Annotated in this window: 16 protein-coding genes; 4 read left to right on the top strand and 12 right to left on the bottom strand. The window is 73.2% G+C overall.

Going from position 1 to position 21,570, the window contains the following annotated elements; translation table 11 throughout:
- Positions 1–15 precede the first annotated feature (15 nt).
- From OHS81_RS29725 to OHS81_RS29705, 5 genes are all read right to left on the bottom strand, one after another.
- Positions 16–1,047, bottom strand: coding sequence for an ABC transporter permease (locus OHS81_RS29725; protein WP_328388283.1), 1,032 nt, complete (start codon positions 1,045–1,047; stop codon positions 16–18).
- Positions 1,044–2,675: a sugar ABC transporter ATP-binding protein gene (locus tag OHS81_RS29720; RefSeq protein WP_328391512.1), complete on the bottom strand. Its 1,632-nt coding sequence runs from the start codon at positions 2,673–2,675 to the stop codon at positions 1,044–1,046. The genes OHS81_RS29725 and OHS81_RS29720 overlap by 4 nt, the downstream gene beginning before the upstream one ends.
- A 20-nt stretch (positions 2,676–2,695) precedes the next feature.
- Positions 2,696–3,727 (bottom strand): sugar ABC transporter substrate-binding protein, encoded by a 1,032-nt coding sequence (locus OHS81_RS29715; protein ID WP_328388281.1) that lies wholly within the window; start codon positions 3,725–3,727, stop codon positions 2,696–2,698.
- A 108-nt stretch (positions 3,728–3,835) separates the two neighbouring features.
- Entirely contained in the window at positions 3,836–4,648 is an 813-nt protein-coding gene (locus tag OHS81_RS29710; RefSeq protein WP_328388279.1) for an SDR family NAD(P)-dependent oxidoreductase, read from the bottom strand.
- Positions 4,645–5,988 (bottom strand): enolase C-terminal domain-like protein, encoded by a 1,344-nt coding sequence (locus tag OHS81_RS29705; RefSeq protein ID WP_328388277.1) that lies wholly within the window; start codon positions 5,986–5,988, stop codon positions 4,645–4,647. Before OHS81_RS29705 ends, OHS81_RS29710 begins: the two co-directional genes overlap by 4 nt.
- A 262-nt stretch (positions 5,989–6,250) precedes the next feature.
- On the opposite strand from OHS81_RS29705, the gene OHS81_RS29700 reads away from it, so the two are divergent.
- A complete protein-coding gene (locus tag OHS81_RS29700) occupies positions 6,251–7,411 on the top strand; it encodes a PAC2 family protein (RefSeq protein ID WP_328388275.1) in 1,161 nt (386 codons plus the stop codon).
- Positions 7,412–7,458: 47 nt separating this feature from the next.
- Here the strand turns inward: OHS81_RS29700 and OHS81_RS29695 are convergent, their stop codons facing one another.
- The 5 genes from OHS81_RS29695 to OHS81_RS29675 all read right to left on the bottom strand — a co-directional run bounded on the left by OHS81_RS29695 (position 7,459) and on the right by OHS81_RS29675 (position 14,342).
- The gene (locus OHS81_RS29695) at positions 7,459–10,515 is read right to left on the bottom strand and encodes an NPCBM/NEW2 domain-containing protein (RefSeq protein ID WP_328388273.1); all 3,057 of its coding nucleotides are present in this window, start codon (positions 10,513–10,515) and stop codon (positions 7,459–7,461) included.
- 163 nt (positions 10,516–10,678) lie between these two features.
- Positions 10,679–11,908, bottom strand: a complete 1,230-nt coding sequence (mshC, locus tag OHS81_RS29690; protein ID WP_328388271.1) for a cysteine--1-D-myo-inosityl 2-amino-2-deoxy-alpha-D-glucopyranoside ligase — start codon at positions 11,906–11,908, stop codon at positions 10,679–10,681.
- A 131-nt stretch (positions 11,909–12,039) separates the two neighbouring features.
- Positions 12,040–12,969, bottom strand: a complete 930-nt coding sequence (locus OHS81_RS29685; RefSeq protein WP_328388269.1) for an SCO1664 family protein — start codon at positions 12,967–12,969, stop codon at positions 12,040–12,042.
- A complete protein-coding gene (locus tag OHS81_RS29680; RefSeq protein WP_129297193.1) occupies positions 12,933–13,523 on the bottom strand; it encodes a DUF3090 domain-containing protein in 591 nt (196 codons plus the stop codon). The genes OHS81_RS29685 and OHS81_RS29680 overlap by 37 nt, the downstream gene beginning before the upstream one ends.
- Before the next feature lie 120 nt (positions 13,524–13,643).
- Entirely contained in the window at positions 13,644–14,342 is a 699-nt protein-coding gene (locus OHS81_RS29675; protein WP_328388265.1) for a histidine phosphatase family protein, read from the bottom strand.
- A 59-nt stretch (positions 14,343–14,401) separates the two neighbouring features.
- Here OHS81_RS29675 and corA point away from each other — a divergent pair, with 59 nt between their 5' ends.
- Positions 14,402–15,394: a magnesium/cobalt transporter CorA gene (gene corA / locus OHS81_RS29670; protein WP_328388263.1), complete on the top strand. Its 993-nt coding sequence runs from the start codon at positions 14,402–14,404 to the stop codon at positions 15,392–15,394.
- Positions 15,395–15,430: 36 nt separating this feature from the next.
- Here corA and OHS81_RS29665 read toward each other — a convergent pair whose 3' ends face one another.
- Positions 15,431–16,219: a ferritin-like domain-containing protein gene (locus OHS81_RS29665; protein WP_328388261.1), complete on the bottom strand. Its 789-nt coding sequence runs from the start codon at positions 16,217–16,219 to the stop codon at positions 15,431–15,433.
- A gap of 285 nt (positions 16,220–16,504) precedes the next feature.
- The gene (locus OHS81_RS29660) at positions 16,505–17,560 is read right to left on the bottom strand and encodes an LLM class F420-dependent oxidoreductase (RefSeq protein WP_328388259.1); all 1,056 of its coding nucleotides are present in this window, start codon (positions 17,558–17,560) and stop codon (positions 16,505–16,507) included.
- Positions 17,561–17,687: 127 nt separating this feature from the next.
- Between OHS81_RS29660 and OHS81_RS29655 the strand changes: the two genes are divergently transcribed.
- Positions 17,688–18,671: an aldo/keto reductase gene (locus OHS81_RS29655; protein ID WP_328388257.1), complete on the top strand. Its 984-nt coding sequence runs from the start codon at positions 17,688–17,690 to the stop codon at positions 18,669–18,671.
- On the top strand, positions 18,668–21,439 hold the full coding sequence (locus tag OHS81_RS29650; protein WP_328388255.1) for a helix-hairpin-helix domain-containing protein: 2,772 nt from the start codon (positions 18,668–18,670) through the stop codon (positions 21,437–21,439). Before OHS81_RS29655 ends, OHS81_RS29650 begins: the two co-directional genes overlap by 4 nt.
- The last annotated feature ends 131 nt before the right edge of the window (positions 21,440–21,570 follow it).

The raw sequence follows: 21,570 nt of genomic DNA, 5'->3' as shown, positions 1-21,570 counted from the left end.
AGTGCACGGCGGGCCTCAGTCCTGCTTCTCGCCGCCGGCGAACCGGGAGATGACCAGCGCGATGATGATGATCATGCCGTTGAGGAACTGGGTCCACAGCGGTGGCACGCCGCCCAGTGTCATGACGTTGATGACGAGCTGGAGCGTGAGGACGCCGGTGAGCGCGCCGAAGAGGGTGCCCCGGCCGCCCTTGAGGCTGATGCCGCCGATCACCGCGGCGGCGAAGACCTGGAAGATCCAGCCGTTGCCCTGGCTCGCGGAGACCGCGCCGTAGTGGCCGGTGTAGAGGATGCCCGCAAAGGCGGCGAGCACTCCGCCGACGGTCAGCACTATCCAGGTGAGGCGGTCCACCCGGATGCCGGCCGCGCGGGCCGCCTCCGGGTTGCCGCCGATGGCGTACAGCGCCCGCCCGTGCCGGAGGTAGCCGAGGGCCGCGCCGCCGAGCGCGAAGAGGGCGAGGCAGATCCAGACGGCGGCCGGGATGCCCAGCCAGTCGGCCTGGCCCAAGTAGGCGAAGGACGCCGGGACATTGCCGATGGACCGGCCCTCCGAGAGGCCCACCTGGAGGCCGCGGAGCATGGTGAGCATGCCGAGCGTGGCGATGAAGCCGTTGACCCGCAGGGTGAGGATGAGGAAGCCGTTGGCGGCGCCGATCGCCGCGCCCACGGCCAGGCAGAGCGGGACCGCCGTCCAGGCGGGGAGGAGTTCCAGCCCGGCGAAGCGGCCGCCGTGTGCGGGCATCACCAGCCACAGGGCGACCACCGGTGCCAGGCCGATGGTGGACTCCAGCGACAGGTCCATCCGCCCGCTGACGAGGATGAGCGCCTCGCCGAGCACCAGCAGGCCCAGCTCCGTGGACTGCTGGATGACGCCGACGAGGTTGTCCTGGGTGAGGAACGCGGGCGACACGATGAAGCCGATGACGCCCAGCACGAAGATCACCGGCACCAGGGAGAGATCCCGCCAGCGGGCCGGATCGATCCGGGGCCGGCGGCGCGGTGGGCGCCGTGCCACGTCGGTGGTCGGCGGCGATACGGTCTCGGTCATGGCGCGGTCCCTTCCGTTCCGTGCGTGTTCCGGGCCCCGGGCGCGGGGTCGCGGCCCGTGCCGGACGGGGCGGCCCCGGCGTCCTCGACGGCGCCGGCCGGCATGCCCTCCATCGCGGCGACGAGTTCGTGATCGCGCCAGCCGGCGGCGAATTCGGCGGTCACCCGGCCGTGGAAGAGCGTCAGCACCCGGTCGCAGATCCGCAGATCGTCCAGTTCGTCGGAGACGATCAGGGCGCCGCTGCCGCTGTCCGCGACCTCCCGTACGACGCCCAGCAGCGCGTCCTTGGACTTGACGTCGACGCCGTTGGCGGGCCGGACGGCGACCAGCACGGCGGGCTCGCGGGCCAGCGCACGGGCGATCACGACCTTCTGCTGGTTGCCGCCGGAGAGCCCGGACACCGGCTGGCCGGGCCCGGTGGTCCGGATGTCCAGCGCCGCGATCATCCGGCGGGCGAACGCGCGGGTCCGGGAGGGCAGTACGGTGCCCATCGGCCCGAGCCGGCCGGCGACGGTGAGGGTGGCGTTCTCGGCGACGCTGCGGCCCGGAACGAGCCCTTCGCGGTGCCGGTCCTCGGGCACATAGCCGATCCCCGCGGCGAGGGCGTGCGGCACGCTGCCCGTACGGACCGGCCGCCCGCGCACCGTGATCCGGCCGCCGTCGGGGGCCCGCAGCCCCGCCAGCGTCCGGCCGATCGCGGTGTTGCCGCTGGCCGTGGCGCCCGCGAGTCCCACCACCTCGCCGGCCCGTACGGTCAGGTCGAGCGGCGCGAAGTGCCCTGCGGCGGCCAGCCCCCGGGTGCGCAGCACCGGCTCGCCGGGCGGGCGCGCGGCCGTCCGCGGCCGGCGCGCGGGGCCCGCCTCCTCGCCCGTCATCGCCGCCACCAGCGTGTCCTTGGCCAGCCCCGGGACGGGCGCGGTCAGCACATGCCGGGCGTCACGGAAGACGGTGACGGTGTCGCACAGCTCGTGGACCTCCTGGAGGTGGTGGGAGATGAACAGGAAGGCCACTCCCCGGTCGCGCAGCTCCCGCAGCTTGCCGAAGAGCCGGTCGATGCCGGCGGCGTCCAGCCGGGCGGTGGGCTCATCGAGGATGATCAGCCGGGCGCCGAAGGACAGCGCGCGGGCGATCTCCACGAACTGCCGCTGCTCGACGCCGAGTTCCTTGATCCGGGCGGCCGGGTCGACCTCGACGCCGTACCCGGCGAGCACTTCGCGGGCCCTCTCGCGCAGCGCCCGCCAGCGGATGGTGTGCCCGCCCTGGAAGCGGCCCAGGTAAAGGTTCTCCGCGACGGTCAGCTCCGGCACCGTCATCGACTTCTGGTGGACGCAGGCGGCCTTGCGCTGCCAGGCGGCGGTGTCGCCCCAGCCGGGCGCGGGCGCGCCGCCGAAGGTGACCCGCCCGGCGTCCGGGCGGGTCATGCCGGTCAGTACGGAGACCAGGGTGGATTTGCCCGCGCCGTTACGGCCGACGAGGGCGTGCGCCTCTCCGGGGCGTACGGTCAGCCGGGCGCCGTCGAGGGCGACGGTGGGACCGTAGCGCTTGACGATCCCCTCGGCGTGCACCGCCGCCGCGGGCCCGTTCGCCGCCGGCCCGGTCCCGTGTGCCGCCGCGGTCCGGCCGGACATCGTCTCGTCCGCCGCCACCGCTACTTCTTCTTCTCGAGCTGGTTGGCCCACAGCTTCTTGTCGTCGACGGTGTCCTTGGTGACCAGGGGCGCCGGCAGCTGGTCCTCCAGACCGTTCTTGATCTTCACGATGGTCGAGCCGTGGCCGGTGGGGCCCGGCGTGAAGGTCTTGCCCTCCAGGCCGGCCTCGGCGTAGTACAGCGCGTACTTGGCGTAGAGGTCGGCGGGCTGGGAGAGGGTGGCGTCGATCTTTCCGGCGCGGATCGCGTCCAGTTCGTCCGGGATGCCGTCGTTGGAGATGATGGTGATGTGCCCGTCGGTGCCGGCCGGCCGCAGGAGCTTCTTCTGTTGCAGGAGGGCGAGCGTCGGCTGCAGGAAGGCGCCGCCGGCCTGCAGGTAGATGCCGCCCACGTCCGGGTGCTGGGCGAGCAGGCTCTGCAGCTTGCCGGAGGCGACCTCGCCCTTCCAGTCGGTGGCCAGCTCGTGCACGGTGATCTTCGGGAACTTCTTCTTCATGCAGGCTGCGAAGGCCTCGGAGCGGTCCCGCCCGTTGATCGAGCTGAGGTCGCCCTGGAGTTCGGCGACCCGCCCCTTGCCGCCGAGTTTCCTGCCGAGGTAGTCGCAGGACTTCTCGCCGTAGGCGCGGTTGTCGGCACGTACGACCATGTAGACCTTGCCCTCGTCGGGGCGGGTGTCGACGCTCACCACCGGGATCTTCTTCTCCGCCAGGCGCCGCAGCGCTTCGGCGACGGCCCCGGTGTCCTGCGGCGCCATGACGATGGCCTTGGCGCCCTGGTCGGTCAGCGCCTGCACATTGGAGACGACCTTGGCGATGTCGTTCTGCGAGTTGGACAGCGGCAGCGCGGCCGGTCCGCCGTGGTCCAGGTCCTTTTCGAGGTACTGCTGGTAGGAGTTCCAGAAGTCGGTGTCCGTACGGGGCATATCGATGCCGATCCTGCCGCCCGCGGCGTCGCTGCCGCGGTTGCAGCCGGCGAGCGCGGCGGTGGCGAGCAGCGCGGCACAGGCCGCCGCGCCGGTCGTACGCAGTCTCATGGGTGGTCCCTCGGTCGTGGTGTGCGGCTGGTGCGGGGCGCTGTACGGGCCGGGCCGGATGCGGGTCGGGCCGGATTCAGGGCGTGGCCAGATGCGGGTCGTGACCGGTCAGGTGGCGGGCCGCAGCCGCAGCCCCTGCATCCCCCCGTCCACGGCGAGCGCCGTCCCGGTGATGCCGGAGGCGGCCGGGGACGCCAAGGAGGCGATGGCGGCGGCCACTTCGTCCGCGGTGACCATCCGGCCCATCGGCTGGCGGGCGTTGAGGGCGGCGCGTTCGGCGGCCGGGTCGTCGGCCCGGTCCAGCAGCCGGCCGACCCACGGGGTGTCGGTGGTGCCCGGGTTGACGCAGTTGACGCGGATGCCCTCCCGGAGGTGATCCGCGGCCATCGCGAGGGTCAGCGAGAGGACCGCGCCCTTGGCGGCGCTGTAGAGCGCGCGCTGCGGCAGGCCGGCGGTGGCGGCGATGGAACAGGTGTGGGTGAGGGAGACCCGGCCCGGGGCGCCGGCCGCGGTGCGGCGCAGCGCCGGGAGCGCGGCGCGGGCGGTGCGCACCAGGCCCAGCACGTTCACGTCCAGGACCCGGGCCCACTCCGCGTCGTCGTTGTCCTCGACCGTGCCGACGGCGCCGATGCCGGCGTTGCCGACGAGGGTGTGCAGGGCGCCCAACTCCCCCACCGCTTCGCCGACGGCGGCGCGTACCGCGTCGTCGGAGGTGACATCGGCCGTGACCGGGATCGTCCCGGGGGGCGCGCCGGAGGGGTCCCGGTCCAGGACGGCGACCTTGGCGCCGCGCGCCAGCAGCAGGGCCGCGGTGGCCGCCCCGATGCCGGAGCCGCCGCCGGTGACGAGCGCGGCCATCCCCGCGAAGTCGGCGGGCGGCCGGGCGTGGTGCGGTGCGGAACTCAGCGGTGCGGAACTCATGCGGAGACCTCCTGTTCGCCATGCCGAGTGTGCGGGGAGCGGCGGGCGCGCCACACCGGCCCGTCGGGGAAGCGGTGGGCGGCGATCGATGCCGGTTTCATCCGGGCCGAGAATCCGGGTGCGGCCGGGGCGCGGTAGCGGCCGCGCTCGACGACGACGGGATCGCTGAAGTGGTCGTGCAGATGGTCGACGTACTCGATCACCCGGTCCTCCCAACTCCCGGACACCGCCACGTAGTCGAACATCGCCAGATGCTGCACCAGCTCGCACAGCCCGACCCCGCCGGCGTGCGGGCACACCGGCACGCCGTACTTCGCGGCCAGCAGGAGGATCGCCAGGTTCTCGTTGACCCCGGCCACCCGTGCCGCGTCGATCTGGACGAAGTCCACGGCGCCGGCCTGCAGCAGCTGTTTGAAGACCACCCGGTTGGCGACGTGCTCGCCGGTGGCGACCTTGACGGGCTGGCCGGAGCGCACCGCGGCATGCCCCAGGACGTCGTCCGGGCTGGTCGGTTCCTCGATCCAGTGGGGGGCGTACGGCGCGAGCGCGGTCATCCAGCGCACCGCCTCGGCCACGTCCCAGCGCTGGTTGGCGTCGACGGCGATCCGTACGCCGGGGCCGACCGCGTCCCTCGCCAGCCGCATCCGCCGCTTGTCGTCGTCGAGGTCGGCGCCCACCTTCAGCTTGATCTGGCCGAAGCCCTCGGCCACCGCCTCCTTCGCCAGCCGCACCAGCTTGCCGTCGTCGTAGCCGAGCCAGCCGGGCGAGGTGGTGTACGCGGGGTAGCCCTCGGCCTTGAGGCGGGCGGCGCGCTCGGCCCGGCCGGGCGCCGCGGCACGCAGGATCGCCAGTGCCTCGGCCGGGGTGAGGGCGTCGGAGAGATAGCGGAAGTCGACGAGGGAGACCAGCTCCTCGGGCGTCAGCGCGGCAAGGAACTCCCACACCGGCAGGCCCGCCCGGGCGGCGGCCAGGTCCCAGGCGGCGTTGACCACGGCGCCGGCCGCCATCTGCATCACGCCCTTCTCGGGGCCGAGCCAGCGCAGCTGGGAGTCATGGGTGAGGTCGTGGTGAAGTGCGGCGAGAGCGGCGGCAGTGGTGGGTACGGGGCGGCCGACGACGTACGGGGCGAGGGACCGGATCGCGGCTGCCATGACATCGTTGCCGCGCCCTATCGTGAAGCAGAGGCCGTGGCCCCGCGGTCCGCTGCCGGTGTGCAGCACGACATAGGCGGCGGAGTAGTCGGGGTCCGGGTTCATGGCGTCCGAGCCGTCACGCTGCTCCGAGGTGGGGAAGCGGATGTCGTGGACCTCGAACCCGGTGACGGTGTCGGCCGCAGCCATGGGCATGCCCCCTGAGATGTTGCGGAAGAACATCGGACCTTTCCCGGTCATCCGATGTATAGACCCGCGCGTCGGGCACCGTCCAGACCCTGTACGGAAGTTGACCGAACGCCCCCGGCAACAGATCGGATGAATCTCGGCCCCCTCACGCAAAGGGGCTGCGAACCGGCACCACGGACGCCGTAGTCTGGGGAACGCACGCAAATGGAACTGCTGCCGGCGGCCGCCCCAGGTGGCCGGACCGGTCGGAAGGAGGCGCTGGGTGATCGAGCTCGAGGGGGTGCCCGAGCTGATCGACCCGGTCATGGTGGCCGCGTTCGAAGGCTGGAACGACGCCGGCGACGCCGCCTCCGCCGCGGTCGCGCATCTGGACCGGGAGTGGAAGGGCGAGGTCTTCGCCGCGCTGGACGCGGAGGACTACTACGACTTCCAGGTGAACCGCCCCACCGTCTTCCTGGACGGCGGCGTACGCAAGATCACCTGGCCGACGACCCGCCTCTCCGTCGTCCGCGTCGGCGACAAGAACGGCAAGGGGCGGACCCGCGATCTCGTCCTGGTCCGCGGTATCGAGCCCAGTATGCGCTGGCGCTCGTTCTGCAACGAAATCCTCGGCTTCGCCCATGAGTTGGGCGTGGAGATGCTGGTGGTCCTGGGCTCGCTGCTCGGCGACACACCGCACACCCGGCCGGTGCCGGTCAGCGGGGTCACCTCCGACGCGGAACTCGCGAGCCGCCTGGACCTGGAGGAGTCCCGCTACGAGGGCCCGACGGGCATCGTCGGCATCCTCCAGGAGGCCTGCACCCACGCGGGCGTTCCCGCGGTGAGCCTGTGGGCGGCGGTGCCGCACTATGTGTCCCAGCCGCCCAACCCGAAGGCCAGCCTCGCGCTGCTCAACCGCCTGGAAGACCTCCTCGACGTCCGTATCCCGCTCGGTGAGCTGAGCGAGGACGCGCGCGCCTGGCAGCTGGGCGTGGACCAGCTGGCGGCGGAGGACAGCGAGGTCGCCGAGTACGTCCAGTCGCTGGAGGAGGCGCGGGACACCGCGGACCTGCCGGAGGCGTCCGGCGAGGCCATCGCCCGCGAGTTCGAGCGCTATCTGCGCCGCCGTGACCCGCAGGCCCCGCCCGGTGTCGCGACCGAGGGCGGGCTCACCGACGGCCGCGACAGCTCCTACCTCCGCGACTCCGCCGGCGGCCGCGGCCGCCCGCCCCGCCCGGTGTCCAAGGAGCCGCGGGAGCCGAAGCCCGGCGACGACAGCGCCGCGGGGCCGAAAGACACCGGTACGGGCGGCGGCCCGAAGGACACCGGCAAGGGCACCAAGGGCTCCGGGGACGAGCCCGGCCCGTCGGCAGACCCGTCAGGAGGCTCGGACTCCGCCGACTCCGCGCGGCCGGAGGACGGCCCGGAGGACGCCGGAAGCTGAGCGCCCCGTGCTGCCCCTCGCGCCGAGGCGGGAGGGGCAGCACCTGCTCACCCCGAGCAGTGGAAACGCGCCCCCGCCCAGTCGCCGTGATCGCCGGACTTCTTGCCGTCCGTATCGGTCACCTTGAGGCGCACGTGCCGGACCCCGCCGAGCGGTACGTCCACCGCCACCGGTGCCGAGGTGCCGGTCATTTTCGGTGAGGTCCACAGCACCTTGCCGTCCCCCTCGACCGAGAAGGCGGCCTGCCCGTAGTCCGCGATCTCGTCGTCGATCCCGGCGTCCGCGGTGAAGGACGTACAGCGCCCGCCGGTGAAGAACTCCAGGTCCGAGTCGGCGTGCGTCCCGATGCCCTTGCCGTACGTCTTCCCGGCGAGGGTGAGCGGATGGCCGTCCGCCGCCCCCGACTCGCCGTTGCTGCGGTCCCGTTCGGCCGGCCCGTAGCCATTGGCCTGGCTCAGCCACTCCAGATCGCTCGCCCAGGTGTCGGCGGCGGGCGCCGGCGGTACGGCCCGTACCTCGAAGCGGTGCACCGCCGTCCGCGGCGCACCGGCCGAGCGGTAGCGGACGGTCGCGGTGACGGTGACCGGGTCCGCGCTCCTGGCGTCGCGGGGCGCGGTGAGCGTCAGCGCGTCGCGCCGGGTGGTTCCGGCGGCGAGCCGCGCATGGCGCACCGGCGCCGAGACGGTCCAGCCCTTGGGCGCGGACAGGGACACCGACACCTCGTGTGCCGCACGGGTGCCCGCGGTGAGCGCCGTCCGCACGGCCGTCGGCACGCCCTTGGTCACTTCCTGGCCGCCCGGCGTGGCCACCGCGACCGTCGCGCCCGGGGTCCGGCCGCCGACCGCGCTCGCGCCCTTCAGCACCAGGGTGAACGCGCGGCCGGTGGGGCGGGAGGCGGTCTTGATCCGGACGACGCCCGCGCGGTCGGCGGGGTCGTGGAACCAGCCCTCGTCCGCCGCCTCGAACGCGCCCGCGGACGGCAGCCGCCGCAGCGGACGGCCGTCCAGGGTGACACCGCGCGGCGCGTCCCCGGTGTGCACGGTGAAGCGGTACGGCCGGGCCGTCTGCTTGCCCCGGAACGCGCCCCGCAAGGCGCCGACGCCGATCCGTACCTCGCCGCCGCCGGAGCGCGGTGCCGCCACCTGCACCCGCTGGGTGGCGCTGCTGCCGTCCCGGTGCGCGCGGGTCACCCCGTCGTCCTCGTAGAGGGTGAACGAGGAACGGCCCTGCGGGTAGACGTCCCAGGCGAGCGGCGCATGTGCCGTCCGGTCCTGATAGGACCTGATGCCCGGCCACATGGGCACGGCGGCACCGGCCTTGACGAAGAGCGGCAGGGTGTCCAGGGGTGCGCTGTAGCCGTCGAGAGTGGCCGGTCCCCGGTAGGTGCGGCCGGTCCAGTAGTCGACCCAGGTGCCCTTCGGGAGGTAGATGCCGTCGCGGGTGCCGGTGTCCTGGTAGACGGGCGCCACGAGGAAGTCCTCGCCGGTCAGGAACTCGTACTTGGCGGCGTCGGTGGCGGCCTTCGGGTCGTCGGGGTATTCGAGCGACAACGGCCGCACCGGCCCCACGCCGGTCCGGGCCGCCTCGGCCGCGTAGGAGTACATGTACGGCAGCAGCGACTCCTTGAGCTTCAGGTACTTCCGGTTGATGGAGGTGTAGGGCTCGCCCTGGCGGTAGGGCTGTTTGTCGCTGTCCGCCCAGCCGTCCATCGTCATCATCGCCGGGAGGAAGGACTTCCACTGCAGGTCGCGGACGTAGGTCCGGGGGCTGCCGCCGAAGATGCCGTCCACATCGCCGGTCGTGTAGGCGAGTCCGGACATCGTCGCACCCGCGTAGGTGGGTATCTGCCAGCGGATGTAGTCCCAGGTGCCGCTCTGGTCACCGGACCACTGGACCCCGCAGCGCTGTGCGCCCGACCAGCTCTCGGGGGCCCAGGTGAAGCCCCGGGCATCGCTGTTGTCCTCGATGCCCTTGTAGGCGTCCTTGCAGCCGTCCAGGGCGAATTTGTAGCCGTCGCCCACCCAGGCGACATCGAGTTTGGCGATCCGCTGGCCCGCCTTGACCTGGTCGGCGAGCTTGCCGATGCCGTCCTCGGTCCACAGCCCCAGCTTCATCTTCCGCTCACCGAGGCCCTGGGAGGTCCCGGCCAGGTTCTCGTAGCCGCAGCCGTAGCCGTCGTTGACCAGCATCCAGCCGTTGGGAAGGTCGTGCGCGGTGTAGCCGTCGGCGACCTTCAGGGCGTCGAGGGTGTGCCGCTCCCCCCGGTTCGCATTGTGCAGATAGCAGTCCGAATCACCGATCTCCAGGCCGTACAGCGGCGGCAGGAAGGGCTTGCCGGTCAGCGAGGTGTACTGGCCGATGACGTCCTTGGCGCTCGGCCCGGCGAAGTAATAGGCGTCGAACCGCCGTTCCTTCGCGCGCGTCGTCACCGGCTGGTCGAAGGTGTACGTATTGGGCGCGTACGTATTGCGGAAGACCCCGTAGCCCGCGGAGGAGAGGTAGAACGGGACGGAGTTGGGGTGTCCGCCGTCGTCCCAGTGGTAGTCGACGCCGACCTCGACGGTGTGGCCGCGGTGTGAGGTGTTGCCGCGCCCGTTCTGCATCCCGGCGCCGTAGAACTGCTCGTCGCCGCCCCGCGCCAGGGTCTGGGTGGTGGTCGTGTCGTCCCAGCTCAGCCCCTTCGCCTCGGACCACACCAACGAGCCGTCGGCCCGCCGCAGTTCGAAGCGGAGCGGCGCCTTGAATGCCTTCAGGGTGACCTGCGAGGTGCTGAGTTCGTAGGCGTCACCGGCGTCCCGCCAGTGGGTGGCGGGCGGTGCGCCCTGGGGCAGCACGATGTCCTTGCCGGTCGGGTCGGTGAAGGTGCCGTCCGGGGCGAGTTCGATGCGGAAGGTCCGGTCCGTCACAAAGCTGACGCGTGCCTCGGCCGGGCCCGCGTGCAGATGGTAGACGGGCCCGTCCGCGGCGAAGCCGGTGATGTCGCCGACGGTCCGGCCGGGTGCACGGCCGTCCGCCCGTACGCTGCCCGCCGGCCCCGCGATTGCGGCCACGAGTCCGAGCAGCGCGGCAACGACCGCCACCCGCAGTCCTGTTGGTTTCCTCATGCCCGCAGCTCTAGTCCGCGCCCGGGCCGCGCCACCATGGACTCTCGGTCCGGGTTGCTGGATTTCTGCGCGCCCGCCGGCCGACGGGCGCGCAAGAACCGTGACAAGAGGGGCGCCCCCGCCGGTCGGCGAAGGCGCCCCTGAGGACGGGTGCGGCAGGTGGTTACAGGGCCACGCCGAGCAGTGCGTCGACCGCACGGGAGACGAGGCCGGGAGCGCCCTCGTCACTGCCGCCGCCGGACTCCTGCGCCGCGGCCCAGCGGTCCACGGCCGCGAGGGCCGCCGGGGAGTCGAGGTCGTCGGCCAGCGCCGTACGGATCTCCTCCAGGAGGGCGTCGGCGGACGGGCCGTCGGGACGGGAGACCGCGGCACGCCAGCGCGCCAGCCGCTCCACGGCCTCCTCCAGCACCGCGTCGGTCCACTCCCAGTCGGCGCGGTAGTGGTGCGCGAGCAGCGCCAGACGGATCGCGGCCGGGTCGGTGCCGCCTCGCCGCTCCGCGGAGACGAAGACGAGGTTGCCCTTGGACTTGGACATCTTCTCGCCGTTCAGGGCCACCATCCCGGCGTGCACATACGCCTTGGCGAAGGGGTGCTCGCCGGTGAGCGCCTGGGCGTGCGAGGCGCCCATCTCGTGGTGCGGGAAGGCGAGGTCGGAGCCGCCGCCCTGGATGTCGAAGCCCATGCCGAGGTGGTCCAGCGCGATGGCGACACACTCGATGTGCCAGCCGGGCCGGCCGCGGCCCAGCGAGCCGCCGTCCCAGCTCGGCTCGCCGTCGCGGGCGGCCATCCACAGCATCGGGTCGAGCGGGTTCTTCTTGCCCTCGCGCTCGGGGTCGCCGCCGCGCTCGGCGGACAGCAGCCGCATCGCCTCGGCGTCCAGCCCGGAGACCTCGCCGAAGTGCGGGTCGGCCTCCACGGAGAAGTAGGTGTCACCGTCCAGCTCGTAGGCGGCGCCGGCGTCGCGCAGCCGCTCCACCAGCGGGACGATGCCGGGTATCGACTCGACGGCGCCTATGTACTGGCGGGGCGGCAGCATCCGCAGGGCCGTCATGTCCTCGCGGAAGAGGGCGGTCTCACGCTCGGCGAGCGCCGTCCAGTCGTCGCCGGTGGCAACGGCCCGCTCCAGCAGCGGATCGTCGACATCGGTGACGTTCTGCACGTAGTGAACCTGGCGCTTCGTGTCGAGCCACACGCGCTGAACCAGGTCGAACGCGTTGTAGGTCGCCGCGTGCCCCATGTGGGTGGCGTCGTACGGCGTGATGCCGCAGACGTAGATACGGGCGACGGGACCGGGGTCGAGGGTTACCCGTCCGCCGGTCGCGGTGTCGTGGATCCTCAGGTCGCGGCCCTGGCCAGGCAGGGCGGGGACCTCAGAAGCGGGCCATGCATGCATGCCATGAGCCTAACCGGACGGATGTTCCGTCTACGAGCGGGACCAGAGGTCTGGCCGGAAAGGCGGTCTTGCGTTCGCCGGCCGAACATGCAAGCGGATCTGGCGGTGCCCGCCGCGCCCACGGCGGAACCTCAGACCGGCGGCCAGGGAATGGCGGGCCAATCGCCGCTCGGCTCCGGGTGCCGGCCGCTGCGCAGCAGCCCCGTCACCCGCGCCCGCAGCGCCGCGATCTCGTCGTCCGTGATCAGTTCGGCCAGTCGGGCGGCGAGCGGCCCGGCGTCCTCCAGTGCCTCCTGAAGGCCCCGCAGCACCTCCAGCGCCTCGTCGGTCAGCGGCTCCCCCGCCCACCCCCACAGCAGGGTGCGCAGCTTGTCCTCGGCGTGGAACGTGACGCCGTGGTCGATGGCGAAGAACTCTCCGCCGACGCCGGGCAGCAGGTGGCCGCCCTTGCGGTCACCGTTGTTGATCACGGCGTCGAGTACCGCGAGCCGCCGCAGCCGTGGATGGTCGGCGTGCACCAGCAGCGCGGTGCGGCCCTCGCCGACCTGCGCGAAGCCGACCGCCTTCCAGCCGGGACCCGGCTCCTCGTCCTCCACCAGGGCCAGCAGCTCGGGTACCTCGTCGCTGCTCTCCGGCGGATCGATCCACTCCTGGACCATGCCGGTGCCGTAGGGGCCGTCGCGCAGCACCGTCACCGGGACGAGGTCCCAGCCGCAGGCACGGGAGATCTCGTACGCGGCGACCTCGCGCTGGGCGAGCGTGCCGTCGGGGAAGTCCCACAGCGGGCGCTCACCGGCGACCGGCTTGTAGACACAGGCGGCGGTGCGGCCGTCCTGCGCGACCGTGCAGTAGAGCACGGCGTTGGACGCCTCCTGGATGCGGCCGCGTACGGTCAGCTCACCGTCGGTGAACAGTGCGTCCGGCCGGTCCCCGGCCGGTTCCGGCGCGGCCGGCGGCGGGTCCTGGGGTGCGACGGGACCTGGCAGCGGCGCGGCCTGCCCGGCCGCTTCGACGGGCACGGCGCTCAGGCGTCCCGTCGGTATCCGTTCTGGCGCGGGCATACGTGTCCCTCCGGGTCGAGCGGCAGGCTGCACAGCGGGCACGGCGGGCGGCCGGCATTGACCACTTCGAGCGCCCGCTTGGCGAACGCCCTGGCCATGGTTCCGGTGAGGCGCACCCGCAGCATCGGCGGGCCGTTCTCGTCGTCCTGGAGCAGCCGCTCCTCCGCGTCGGCGAGGTCCTCGTCGCTGTCCGCTTCCAGCTCGACCAGGGCCTGTGCCTCGACGATCATCCGCTCGTCCTCGCCGTCCCAGGCGAGCGCCATCGTGCCCACCCGGAACTCTTCCTCGACAGGCGATTCCAGCGGGGCGGAGTCGGCCAGCTCGGTGGGCGAGACGGCAGGCACCGGGGCGTTGCCGCCACTGCGCCGCACGACCTCGTCCAGCAGCTCGTCGATCCGCTCGGCGAGGGCTGCGACCTGGGTCTTCTCCAGGGCGACGCTGGTGGTGCGGCCGGAGGCGGTGGCCTGGAGGTAGAAGCTACGGCGGCCAGGCAGCCCGACCGTACCGGCCACGAAGCGGTCCGGCGCGTCGTAGAAGAACACCTGACGGGACAACGTCCTGCTCCGATTGCTCGACTGCGGGGTCACTGCGGTCGCTGCACGTCCTGCGGTCACTGCGCGGATCGCAGGGGCGTGGCGGGCAGCGCCGTCGCACCACCCTACTGCGCCGACTGATCACGCTGCTCCCGCACCACCGCCGACGGCCGCGTCCCGGTCGGCCGCCGCGCCACCGCCGTCCGCCCGGGGCACGAGTGATCCGAAGTCACCGGTGTCCCCGAGCCGTACGAGATAGGGACGCAGGCGGGTGTAGCGGATCGCGGTGACCGAACACGGCTCGACGGAGATCCGCTGGAAGAGGTCGAGGTGCATGCCCAGTGCGTCGGCGACCAGGGATTTGATGAGGTCGCCGTGCGAGCACATGAGGTAGGCCGCCTCGGGGCCGTGCGCCCCGTCGATACGGGCGTTCCAGTCGCGTACCGCGTCCACCGCCCTGGCCTGCATCGCGCGCATCGACTCACCGCCGGGGAAGGCGGCCGCTGAGGGGTGCTGCTGGACGACCTCCATCAGTGGCTCGTCGCTCAGCTCGGCGAGTTTGCGGCCCGACCAGTCGCCGTAGTCGCATTCGCTGATCCGGTCCTCGATGTGCGGCGTGAGCCACGGCCGGGCCTCCAGCAGCGGCGCCACGGTCTCCCGGCAGCGCTGCAACGGGCTGGAGACGACGGCGGTCAGCGGCACCTGGGACAGCCGTGTGGGCAGCGCGGCGGCCTGGGCGGCGCCGTGCTCGTCGAGAGCGACGCCGGGGGCCCGCCCGGCGAGCACTCCGGCGGTGTTGGCGGTGGAGCGGCCGTGCCGCACCAGGATCAGCGTGGGCATGAGCGCCACCCTACGTTCCCGCTCCGTGTTCCTGGCAGGCGGCGGCGTGACGAGCGAGAATGCCAGGTGTGATCGTGGACTGCGCCATCTACCGGGACGGCCGCCGCGCCGAGTGTGCGACCGACTTCTCCCACGCGCTGGAACAGGCGCGGGCCAAGGGCGACGCCTTCCTGTGGCTGGGGATGTACGAGCCGACGGAGCGGGAGTTCGATCTCGTCAGCAGCGAATTCGGGCTGCACCCGCTGGCCGTCGAGGACGCGCTCAAGGCGCATCAGCGGCCCAAGCTGGAGGTCTACGACGACTCGCTGTTCATGGTGCTGAAGCCGGTCACCTACGACGACGCGGCCGCCACGGTGACCGCGTCGGAGGTGATGGTCTTCCTGGGCGAGGCGTTCGTGGTCACCGTCCGGCACGGCGAGGCCAGCCCGCTGGCGGCGGTGCGCCGGCGGCTGGAGGAGCACCGGGAGATCCTCCGGCACGGCCCCGGCGCCGTGCTGTACGCGGTCTGCGACGCCGTGGTCGACCACTACATCGACGTGGCCTCCGAACTCCAGCTGGATCTGGAGGAGTTGGAGGCGGAGGTGTTCGCACCGGTACGCCGGGACACCCAGAACACCGCGGCCGAGATCTACGCCTTCAAGCGCGAGGTGCTGGAATTCCGGCGGGCGACCGGCCCCCTGGTGGCGCCGATGACCCTCCTGCAGAACCCCGGCGTGCCGTACGTGCACGACCACGCCCGGCCGTTCTTCCGCGACGTCGACGACCACCTCACCCGCGCCAACGAGTCGGTGGAGAGCCTGGACCGGCTGCTCTCGGACATCCTCGCCGCCCATCTGGCGCAGATGGGGGTGCGGCAGAACGACGACATGCGCAAGATCTCGGCCTGGGCGGCGCTGGCGGCCGTGCCGACCCTGATCGCCGGCATCTACGGCATGAACTTCGAGCACATGCCGGAGCTGAAGTGGCACCTGGGCTATCCGGCGATCCTGCTGGTGATGGTCGTCATCGAGGTCTCGCTCTACCGGCTGTTCAAACGCCGCGGCTGGCTGTGACGCGGGCGGTCCCGGCGGCCGGGCGCCCCGCAGGGCTCAGGCGAACTCCGGCGCCGAGGTGGCCGGGCCGCCCAGCGCGTCCCGGCGCTCGGGCATCCGGAGGCTGACCATCCGCCGCCAGCCGCCCAGCCGCTCATAGCCGTAGATCGCCCGGATCCCGGTGGTGATCCCGCCGTTTTTCGCCTTCGGCCACCGCAGGATGCGGCCCATGTGGTCCATCACGGCCAGGCTGACGTCCCGGTAGATGACGATCTCGGCATGGGCGCAGTCGTGCAGGATCCGCTGGATGGTCCGTCCGTGGCCGAGGCGGGCCAGCCGCAGCAGTTCCTCGTGGCAGTACGCCAGGTGGTTGTCCTCGTCGTGGGAGATCATCCGGATCGCCTTGCCCACCTCGGGGTGGTCGCCGAAGTACGTGCTGAGCATCACCATCTGGTCGGCGGCACGCTGTTCGGTGACCCGGCTGTGGGAGAGGTAGGTGATGATGTCGAGCTCGGTGAGCGGTTCGTCGCGGCGCAGCTTGTCGTGCGCCAGGCCGATGCCCCGCCGCTCCAGCAGCGCGGTGTAGTCGGTCTCCGCGGGGACGCCGGCGGGCGTCAGGCCGCGCTTGCGCAGCAGGGCGTGGAAAATCCGGCCGTGCTTGTCCTCGTCCGCGCCGTGCCGGGTGACCTTGGGCGCCAGCTCGCGCAGCGAGGCGGGCATGAGGGCGGCGATCCGGCCGTTCTCCCAGCCGCCCTGAGCCTCTCCGCTGGCCGCGATGGAGCAGAACAGGCGGTAGGAGTCGTCATTGTCGACGATCTCCTGGAACAGGCTTCGGGCCGAGATCATCTGCGCCACCTCCGAACGGACACACCCGTAGGAAAAGTCAAAGGGCGTGTTCCGCGGGAGGCAACCGGAGCGGCGGTCCGTACGGCCGTCCGGACGATGTCCGTCCTGGTCGCGGGCGTAACCCGGGCGCACATCACCGCGTTGTGCTGCCTGACGGCCGCGGCGGGGAAGATCCCCCGAGCCCCCGCCACGGCCGCGGGGCCGAGCGGCCCGGCGCCGCGGGCGCCGGGCCGTGTGCGGGGCTTTCGGACGGGTTCCGGTACGAGCGCCTGCCGCCCCTGTCGCCTACGCCAGGCCGGTCCGCTCCAGCGCCTCGGTGCCGGCCCGCAGGGAGGCGAGGCGGTCCTCCAGGGTGAAGCCCGCCGGGGCCAGCGTCAGCGTGGTCACGCCGGCCGCCGCGTAGGCCTGCATCCGCTCGGCGATCCGCTCGACGGAGCCGAGCAGCGTGGTCTGGTCGATCAGCTGCTCCGGGATCGCGGCGGCGGCGCCTTCCTTGTCGCCGGACAGGTACTTGCCCTGGATCTCGGCGGCCTCCTTCTCGTACCCCATCCGCTGCGCGAGCTGGTTGTAGAAGTTCTGCTTCGGGCTGCCCATACCGCCGACGTACAGGGCGGTGTACGGACGGAACATGTCGGCCAGCGCGCTGACGTCCTTGTCCGCGCCGACGGCCAGCGGCAGCGTCGGGCAGACGTCGAAGCCCTCCAGCGTCTTGCCCGCCTTCTCGCGGCCGGCCCGGAGGTGCGAGATCGCGGTCTCCTCCAGGTGGTCGGCCGAGGGGAAGATCAGCAGAGCGCCGTCGGCGATCTCACCGGTCTGCTGGAGGTTCTTCGGGCCGATCGCGGCGATGTAGAGCGGGATGTGCTCGCGCTGCGGGTGGACGGTGAGCTTCAGCGGCTTGCCGGGGCCGTCGGGCAGCGGCAGCGTCCAGTGCTCGCCCTGGTAGGACAGGCGCTCGCGCGACATGGCCTTGCGGACGATGTCCACGTACTCGCGGGTGCGCGCCAGCGGCTTGTCGAACTTGACGCCGTACCAGCCCTCGGACACCTGCGGTCCCGAGACGCCGAGCCCCAGCCGGAACCGGCCCCCGGAGAGGGAGTCCAGGGTGGCGGCCGTCATCGCGGTCATCGCGGGTGTACGCGCCGGGATCTGGAAGATCGCCGAACCGATGTCGATCTGCTCGGTCTGGGCCGCGACCCAGGAGAGCACGGTGGCGGCGTCGGAGCCGTAGGCCTCCGCGGCCCAGCAGACGGCATAGCCCAGGCGGTCGGCCTCCTGCGCCACCGCGAGATTGTCGGAATCCATCCCGGCGCCCCAGTAGCCGAGGTTGATGCCAAGCCTCATGCCGCTCCCCTTACCGATCAGTAACGTCGCTGTTCCGGGGACTGTAGCGCGCGCCCCCGCCGGCCGTCATCGGCGGGTTGTCCACAGGTCCCCTGTTCCCGGCTCGCGGCCAGTAATCTCAAGGCCCATGGAGCAAAGGCACCTCGGCCGTACGGGCCTTCGCGTGTCCCGCCTCGGGCTCGGCACCCTGAACTGGGCCCGCGACACGGACGAGCAGGAAGCCGCCGACCAGCTCAAGGCGTTCTGGGAGGCCGGCGGCACGCTGGTGGACACCGCCGACATCTACGCCGACGGCGGCGCCGAATACCTCCTGGGCCGGCTGACGGAAGGGCTCGTTCCGCGCGAGGACCTGGTCATCGCGACCAAGGCCGGCAGCGTCCTGGCCGCGGACCGCCGCGTCGACGGCTCCCGGCGCCATCTTCTCGCCGCCCTGGACGCCTCCCTGGAACGGCTGGGCACCGAGTACGTCGACCTGTGGCAGCTGCACGCCTTTGATCCGCACACACCGCTGGAGGAGACCCTGCAGGCCCTCGACCTCGCCGTCACCAGCGGCCGGGCGCGCTATGTGGGGCTGTCGAACTTCTCCGGCTGGCAGCTCGCCAAGGCGGGCACCTGGCAGCTGGCAGCGCCCGGTGTACGCAACCGGCTGGCGAGCACACAAATGGAGTACTCCTTGCTCCAGCGCGGCGTCGAGCGCGAGGTGCTGCCGGCGGCGCTCGATCTGGGTATGGGCCTGCTGCCGTCATCGCCGCTCGGACGGGGCGTGCTGACCGGTAAGTACCGCCATGCGACGCCGTCCGACTCGCGGGGCGCCTCGGAGCATCTGGCCCCGTTCGTCGCGCCCTACCTCGACGAAACGGCGGGCCGGGTCGTCGAAGCGGTCACCACCGCCGCCGACGGACTGGCCGTCACTCCGCTCCAGGTCGCGCTCTCCTGGGTCCGCGACCGCCCCGGAGTGACCGCGCCGATCCTGGGCGCCCGCACGGAAGCGCAGCTCAGAGCCGCATTGTCAGTGGAGACCCTTAGTCTTCCTGACGAGATCCGCCGGGCGCTGGACGATGTTTCGGCTCCGGTGCACCACTACCCCGATCACGACTGGAGCACGCTGTGAGTACCGACCGCCTCGCCGGCGAAACCCCGCCCGAGCAGGAGGCCGCGCCCGGGACTGCGGATGCCCAGACACCCGACGACCCCACGGCGCCGGAGGACCCTGCGGCACCGGAAGCCCCTGCGGCACCGCAGAACGACGCCACGGCGCCGGGCCCGGACGCGACGGCGCCGGAGCACACCACAGCACCGGACACGGACACGACAGCGCCGGAACACGCCACAGCACCGGACACGGACACGACGACGCCGGAGCAGGCCACAGGGCCGGACACGGGCACAGACCCGACGGCGCCGGAGCACACCGCAGCACCGGACAGGGACACGGACACGGACACGACGGCGCCGGAAGGCTCCCCGGCGCGGGCCGCGGACGCGACGGCTCCGGTGAGCGAGCCGGCGCCCGCGGCACCCGGCGCCGGGGACCGGGCTCCCGCCTCCGGCGCGGCGCGGGAGACCGCGGTGCCCGCGTCGGCCAAGGCGACCGCGGACGCGCTGGCCGCGGCGGTACGCGCGGTGGAGAGCGGCGAGCGCACGGCCGCTTCGTTCTTCAACGACGCGCCCCGCCCCGCCAAGAAGGCCGCACCCGCCGCCCGGCCCCGCGCGGACGGCCCGGACACCGCCGGCCGCGCCCCGCAGCAGGGCGCATCCCCCGGCCCCGTCCCGGAGGCCGCCCGGCCCGGCACCGCATCCGACGCCGGCGGTCCGGCCGCACGCCCCGCCACGGACACCGGCGCCATGGACCCGGCCGCCCCACCGGCTCCGGCCGGCCCGGCTCCCGCCCCCCGCCCCGCCGTGGCCGCGGCCCCCGGCATCGAGGGCGTACGGCAGGTCCTCACGGCGGGCGGCGCGCCCCAGGCGCTGGCGGAGTCCGCCGCGGAAGTGCTCGGGGAGCGGGCGGCCGAGGCGCTGAGCGAGGACCCCTGGCAGTTGCTCGGTGTGCCCGGGGTGCGCCCCGAACAGGCCGACGGCTTTGCCCGGGCGCTGCTCGGCCCGGCCTGCGGCCCTGGCGACGAGCGGCGCGCGCAGGCGTTGGTCGGCTGGCTGCTGGAACAGGCCGCCGTCGCGGGGCACTCCGCCCTGGAGGCCGCCGCGCTGCGCGCCGCACTCGCCCAGCGCTCGGTGCCCGACCCCGACGAGGCCCTGCAGACCGCCATCGCGGACGGTGCCGTGCTGGTCTTCCAGGACGCGATCGAGGAACCGGGCCGGGCACGTCCCGCCACGGGCGACGACGAGGACGAAGAACAGCCGGTCCGGATCCTGCTCGGCCTGGACCGGTTCGCGATGGCCGAGGAGAGCGTCGCCGACGGCCTGGCGCGGCTCCTGAACACCTTCGAAGCGGTGGCCGGGCCGGAGCAGGACGGCGCGGCGGACGCCGGGGAAGCCGGCGGCGGCACGGCAGCCGCGGAGCCCGCGGAAACCGACCGGAACCCGTCCGCGGAGGGTGCCGACGCCCCGGCCCCCGGCGCCGGAGGCACCGGTGCACCCGCCGACGCCGACGACACCGCCACCCCCCGGCCCGTACGCCCCTCCGCCGCCGCCTGGGAGGCCGCGGCGGCCACCGCACCGTCGCCGTCGGCCGCGGAGCTCATCCGCGCAGCCGCACACAGCGGCCTGGTGGCGCACACCGGTGCCGAGGCGGCCCGCGCGGAGCCCGCCGCGCTGATCGCCGCGGCCCGCTCGCTGGGCCTGCGGGCGTTCGGTGCCACGCACACCGAGAACGGCCGGCGGCGCCTGGCCGCACACCTCACCGCGAGCACCCCGGAGGCCGCCGACGCGTCCGGGGACCCCGGCGCGGCCGCGGTGACCGTGTCCGGTCTGCTGTCCGGCCGCCAGGGCCCCGGCCGCGACGCCGACGGCGCCCTGGCGCTCGATCTGCTGGTCGTGCTGGACGCCCCGCAGCTGGATCTGGAGACCGCCGCGCTGCTCGTCGAGTCGCTGACCGACGGGACCCGCCTGGTGCTCAGCGGCGACCCGGGCGTGTTGTGGTCCGCCGGTCCCGGCCGGCTGTTCGCCGATCTGCTCGCGGCCCGCTTCTGCCCCCAGGTCGCCTCCCGCACCCCGGACTTCGGCCCGATCGGCGAACTGGTGTCGGGCATCGGCATCGGCGAGCTGAGCCAGGTCGAGGCGCCCGGCAAGGAAGTGGTGATCGTCCCGGCGCGGGATGCCGGAGAGGCGGTGCACCGCACCGTCCAGCTGGTTGCCGACTCCGTGCCCCGGGCGCTCGGTGTCCCCGCGGAGCAGACCCAGGTCATCACCGTCGGCCACGGCGGAGCGGCCGGCACCCGCGCGCTCAACGCCGCCCTCAAGGAACGGCTCCATCCCGGCCCCGGCCGGTTCGGCGGTTTCGACGCCGGCGACCGTGTGGCCTACGCCCCGGCACCCGGCCGCACGGTGCCCGGCACGGTCACCGGCGCGGACGCATCCGGGCTGCATCTCGACTGCGACGGCACCGCGGCCGTGGTACCGAGGGAACAGGTCGCCGCGGGAGCCGTACGCCACGGCTGGGCGCTCACCGCCCACCAGGCGGCCGGGATGCGCTGGCCCGCCGCGGTGGTCGTGCTGCCCGGGGACGCCGCCGGCGGTCTGACCCGCGCCTGGGTCTACACCGCCTTCAGCCGCGGCGAACGCCACCTGTCGGTCGTCCAGGGGGTCGACCAGGCGCTGCCCCGCGCCGTCGCCGAGGTACCCGTCAAGGAACGCACCACCCGGCTGCGGACCCTGCTGCAGCACAGCGTCCAGAGCGCCGAGGAGCCGCCGGCGGCCGGCTGACCGGATCGCGCCCGCTCCCCCTCACCACACGCCCCACAGCCGCTGCCCCGATCCGTCAGCAGGAGGCTGCCGACGGACCGGGGCAGCGGTCGGTGCACACGGATCAGGGCGCTGTGGCGGGCCGGGGCAGC

Origin of the sequence: Streptomyces sp. NBC_00400 (assembly GCF_036048035.1) — a bacterium.
Lineage (GTDB): Bacteria > Actinomycetota > Actinomycetes > Streptomycetales > Streptomycetaceae > Streptomyces.
The sequence above is the reverse complement of the archived record's forward strand: the minus strand, read 5'-3'. Positions and strand labels throughout refer to the sequence as shown.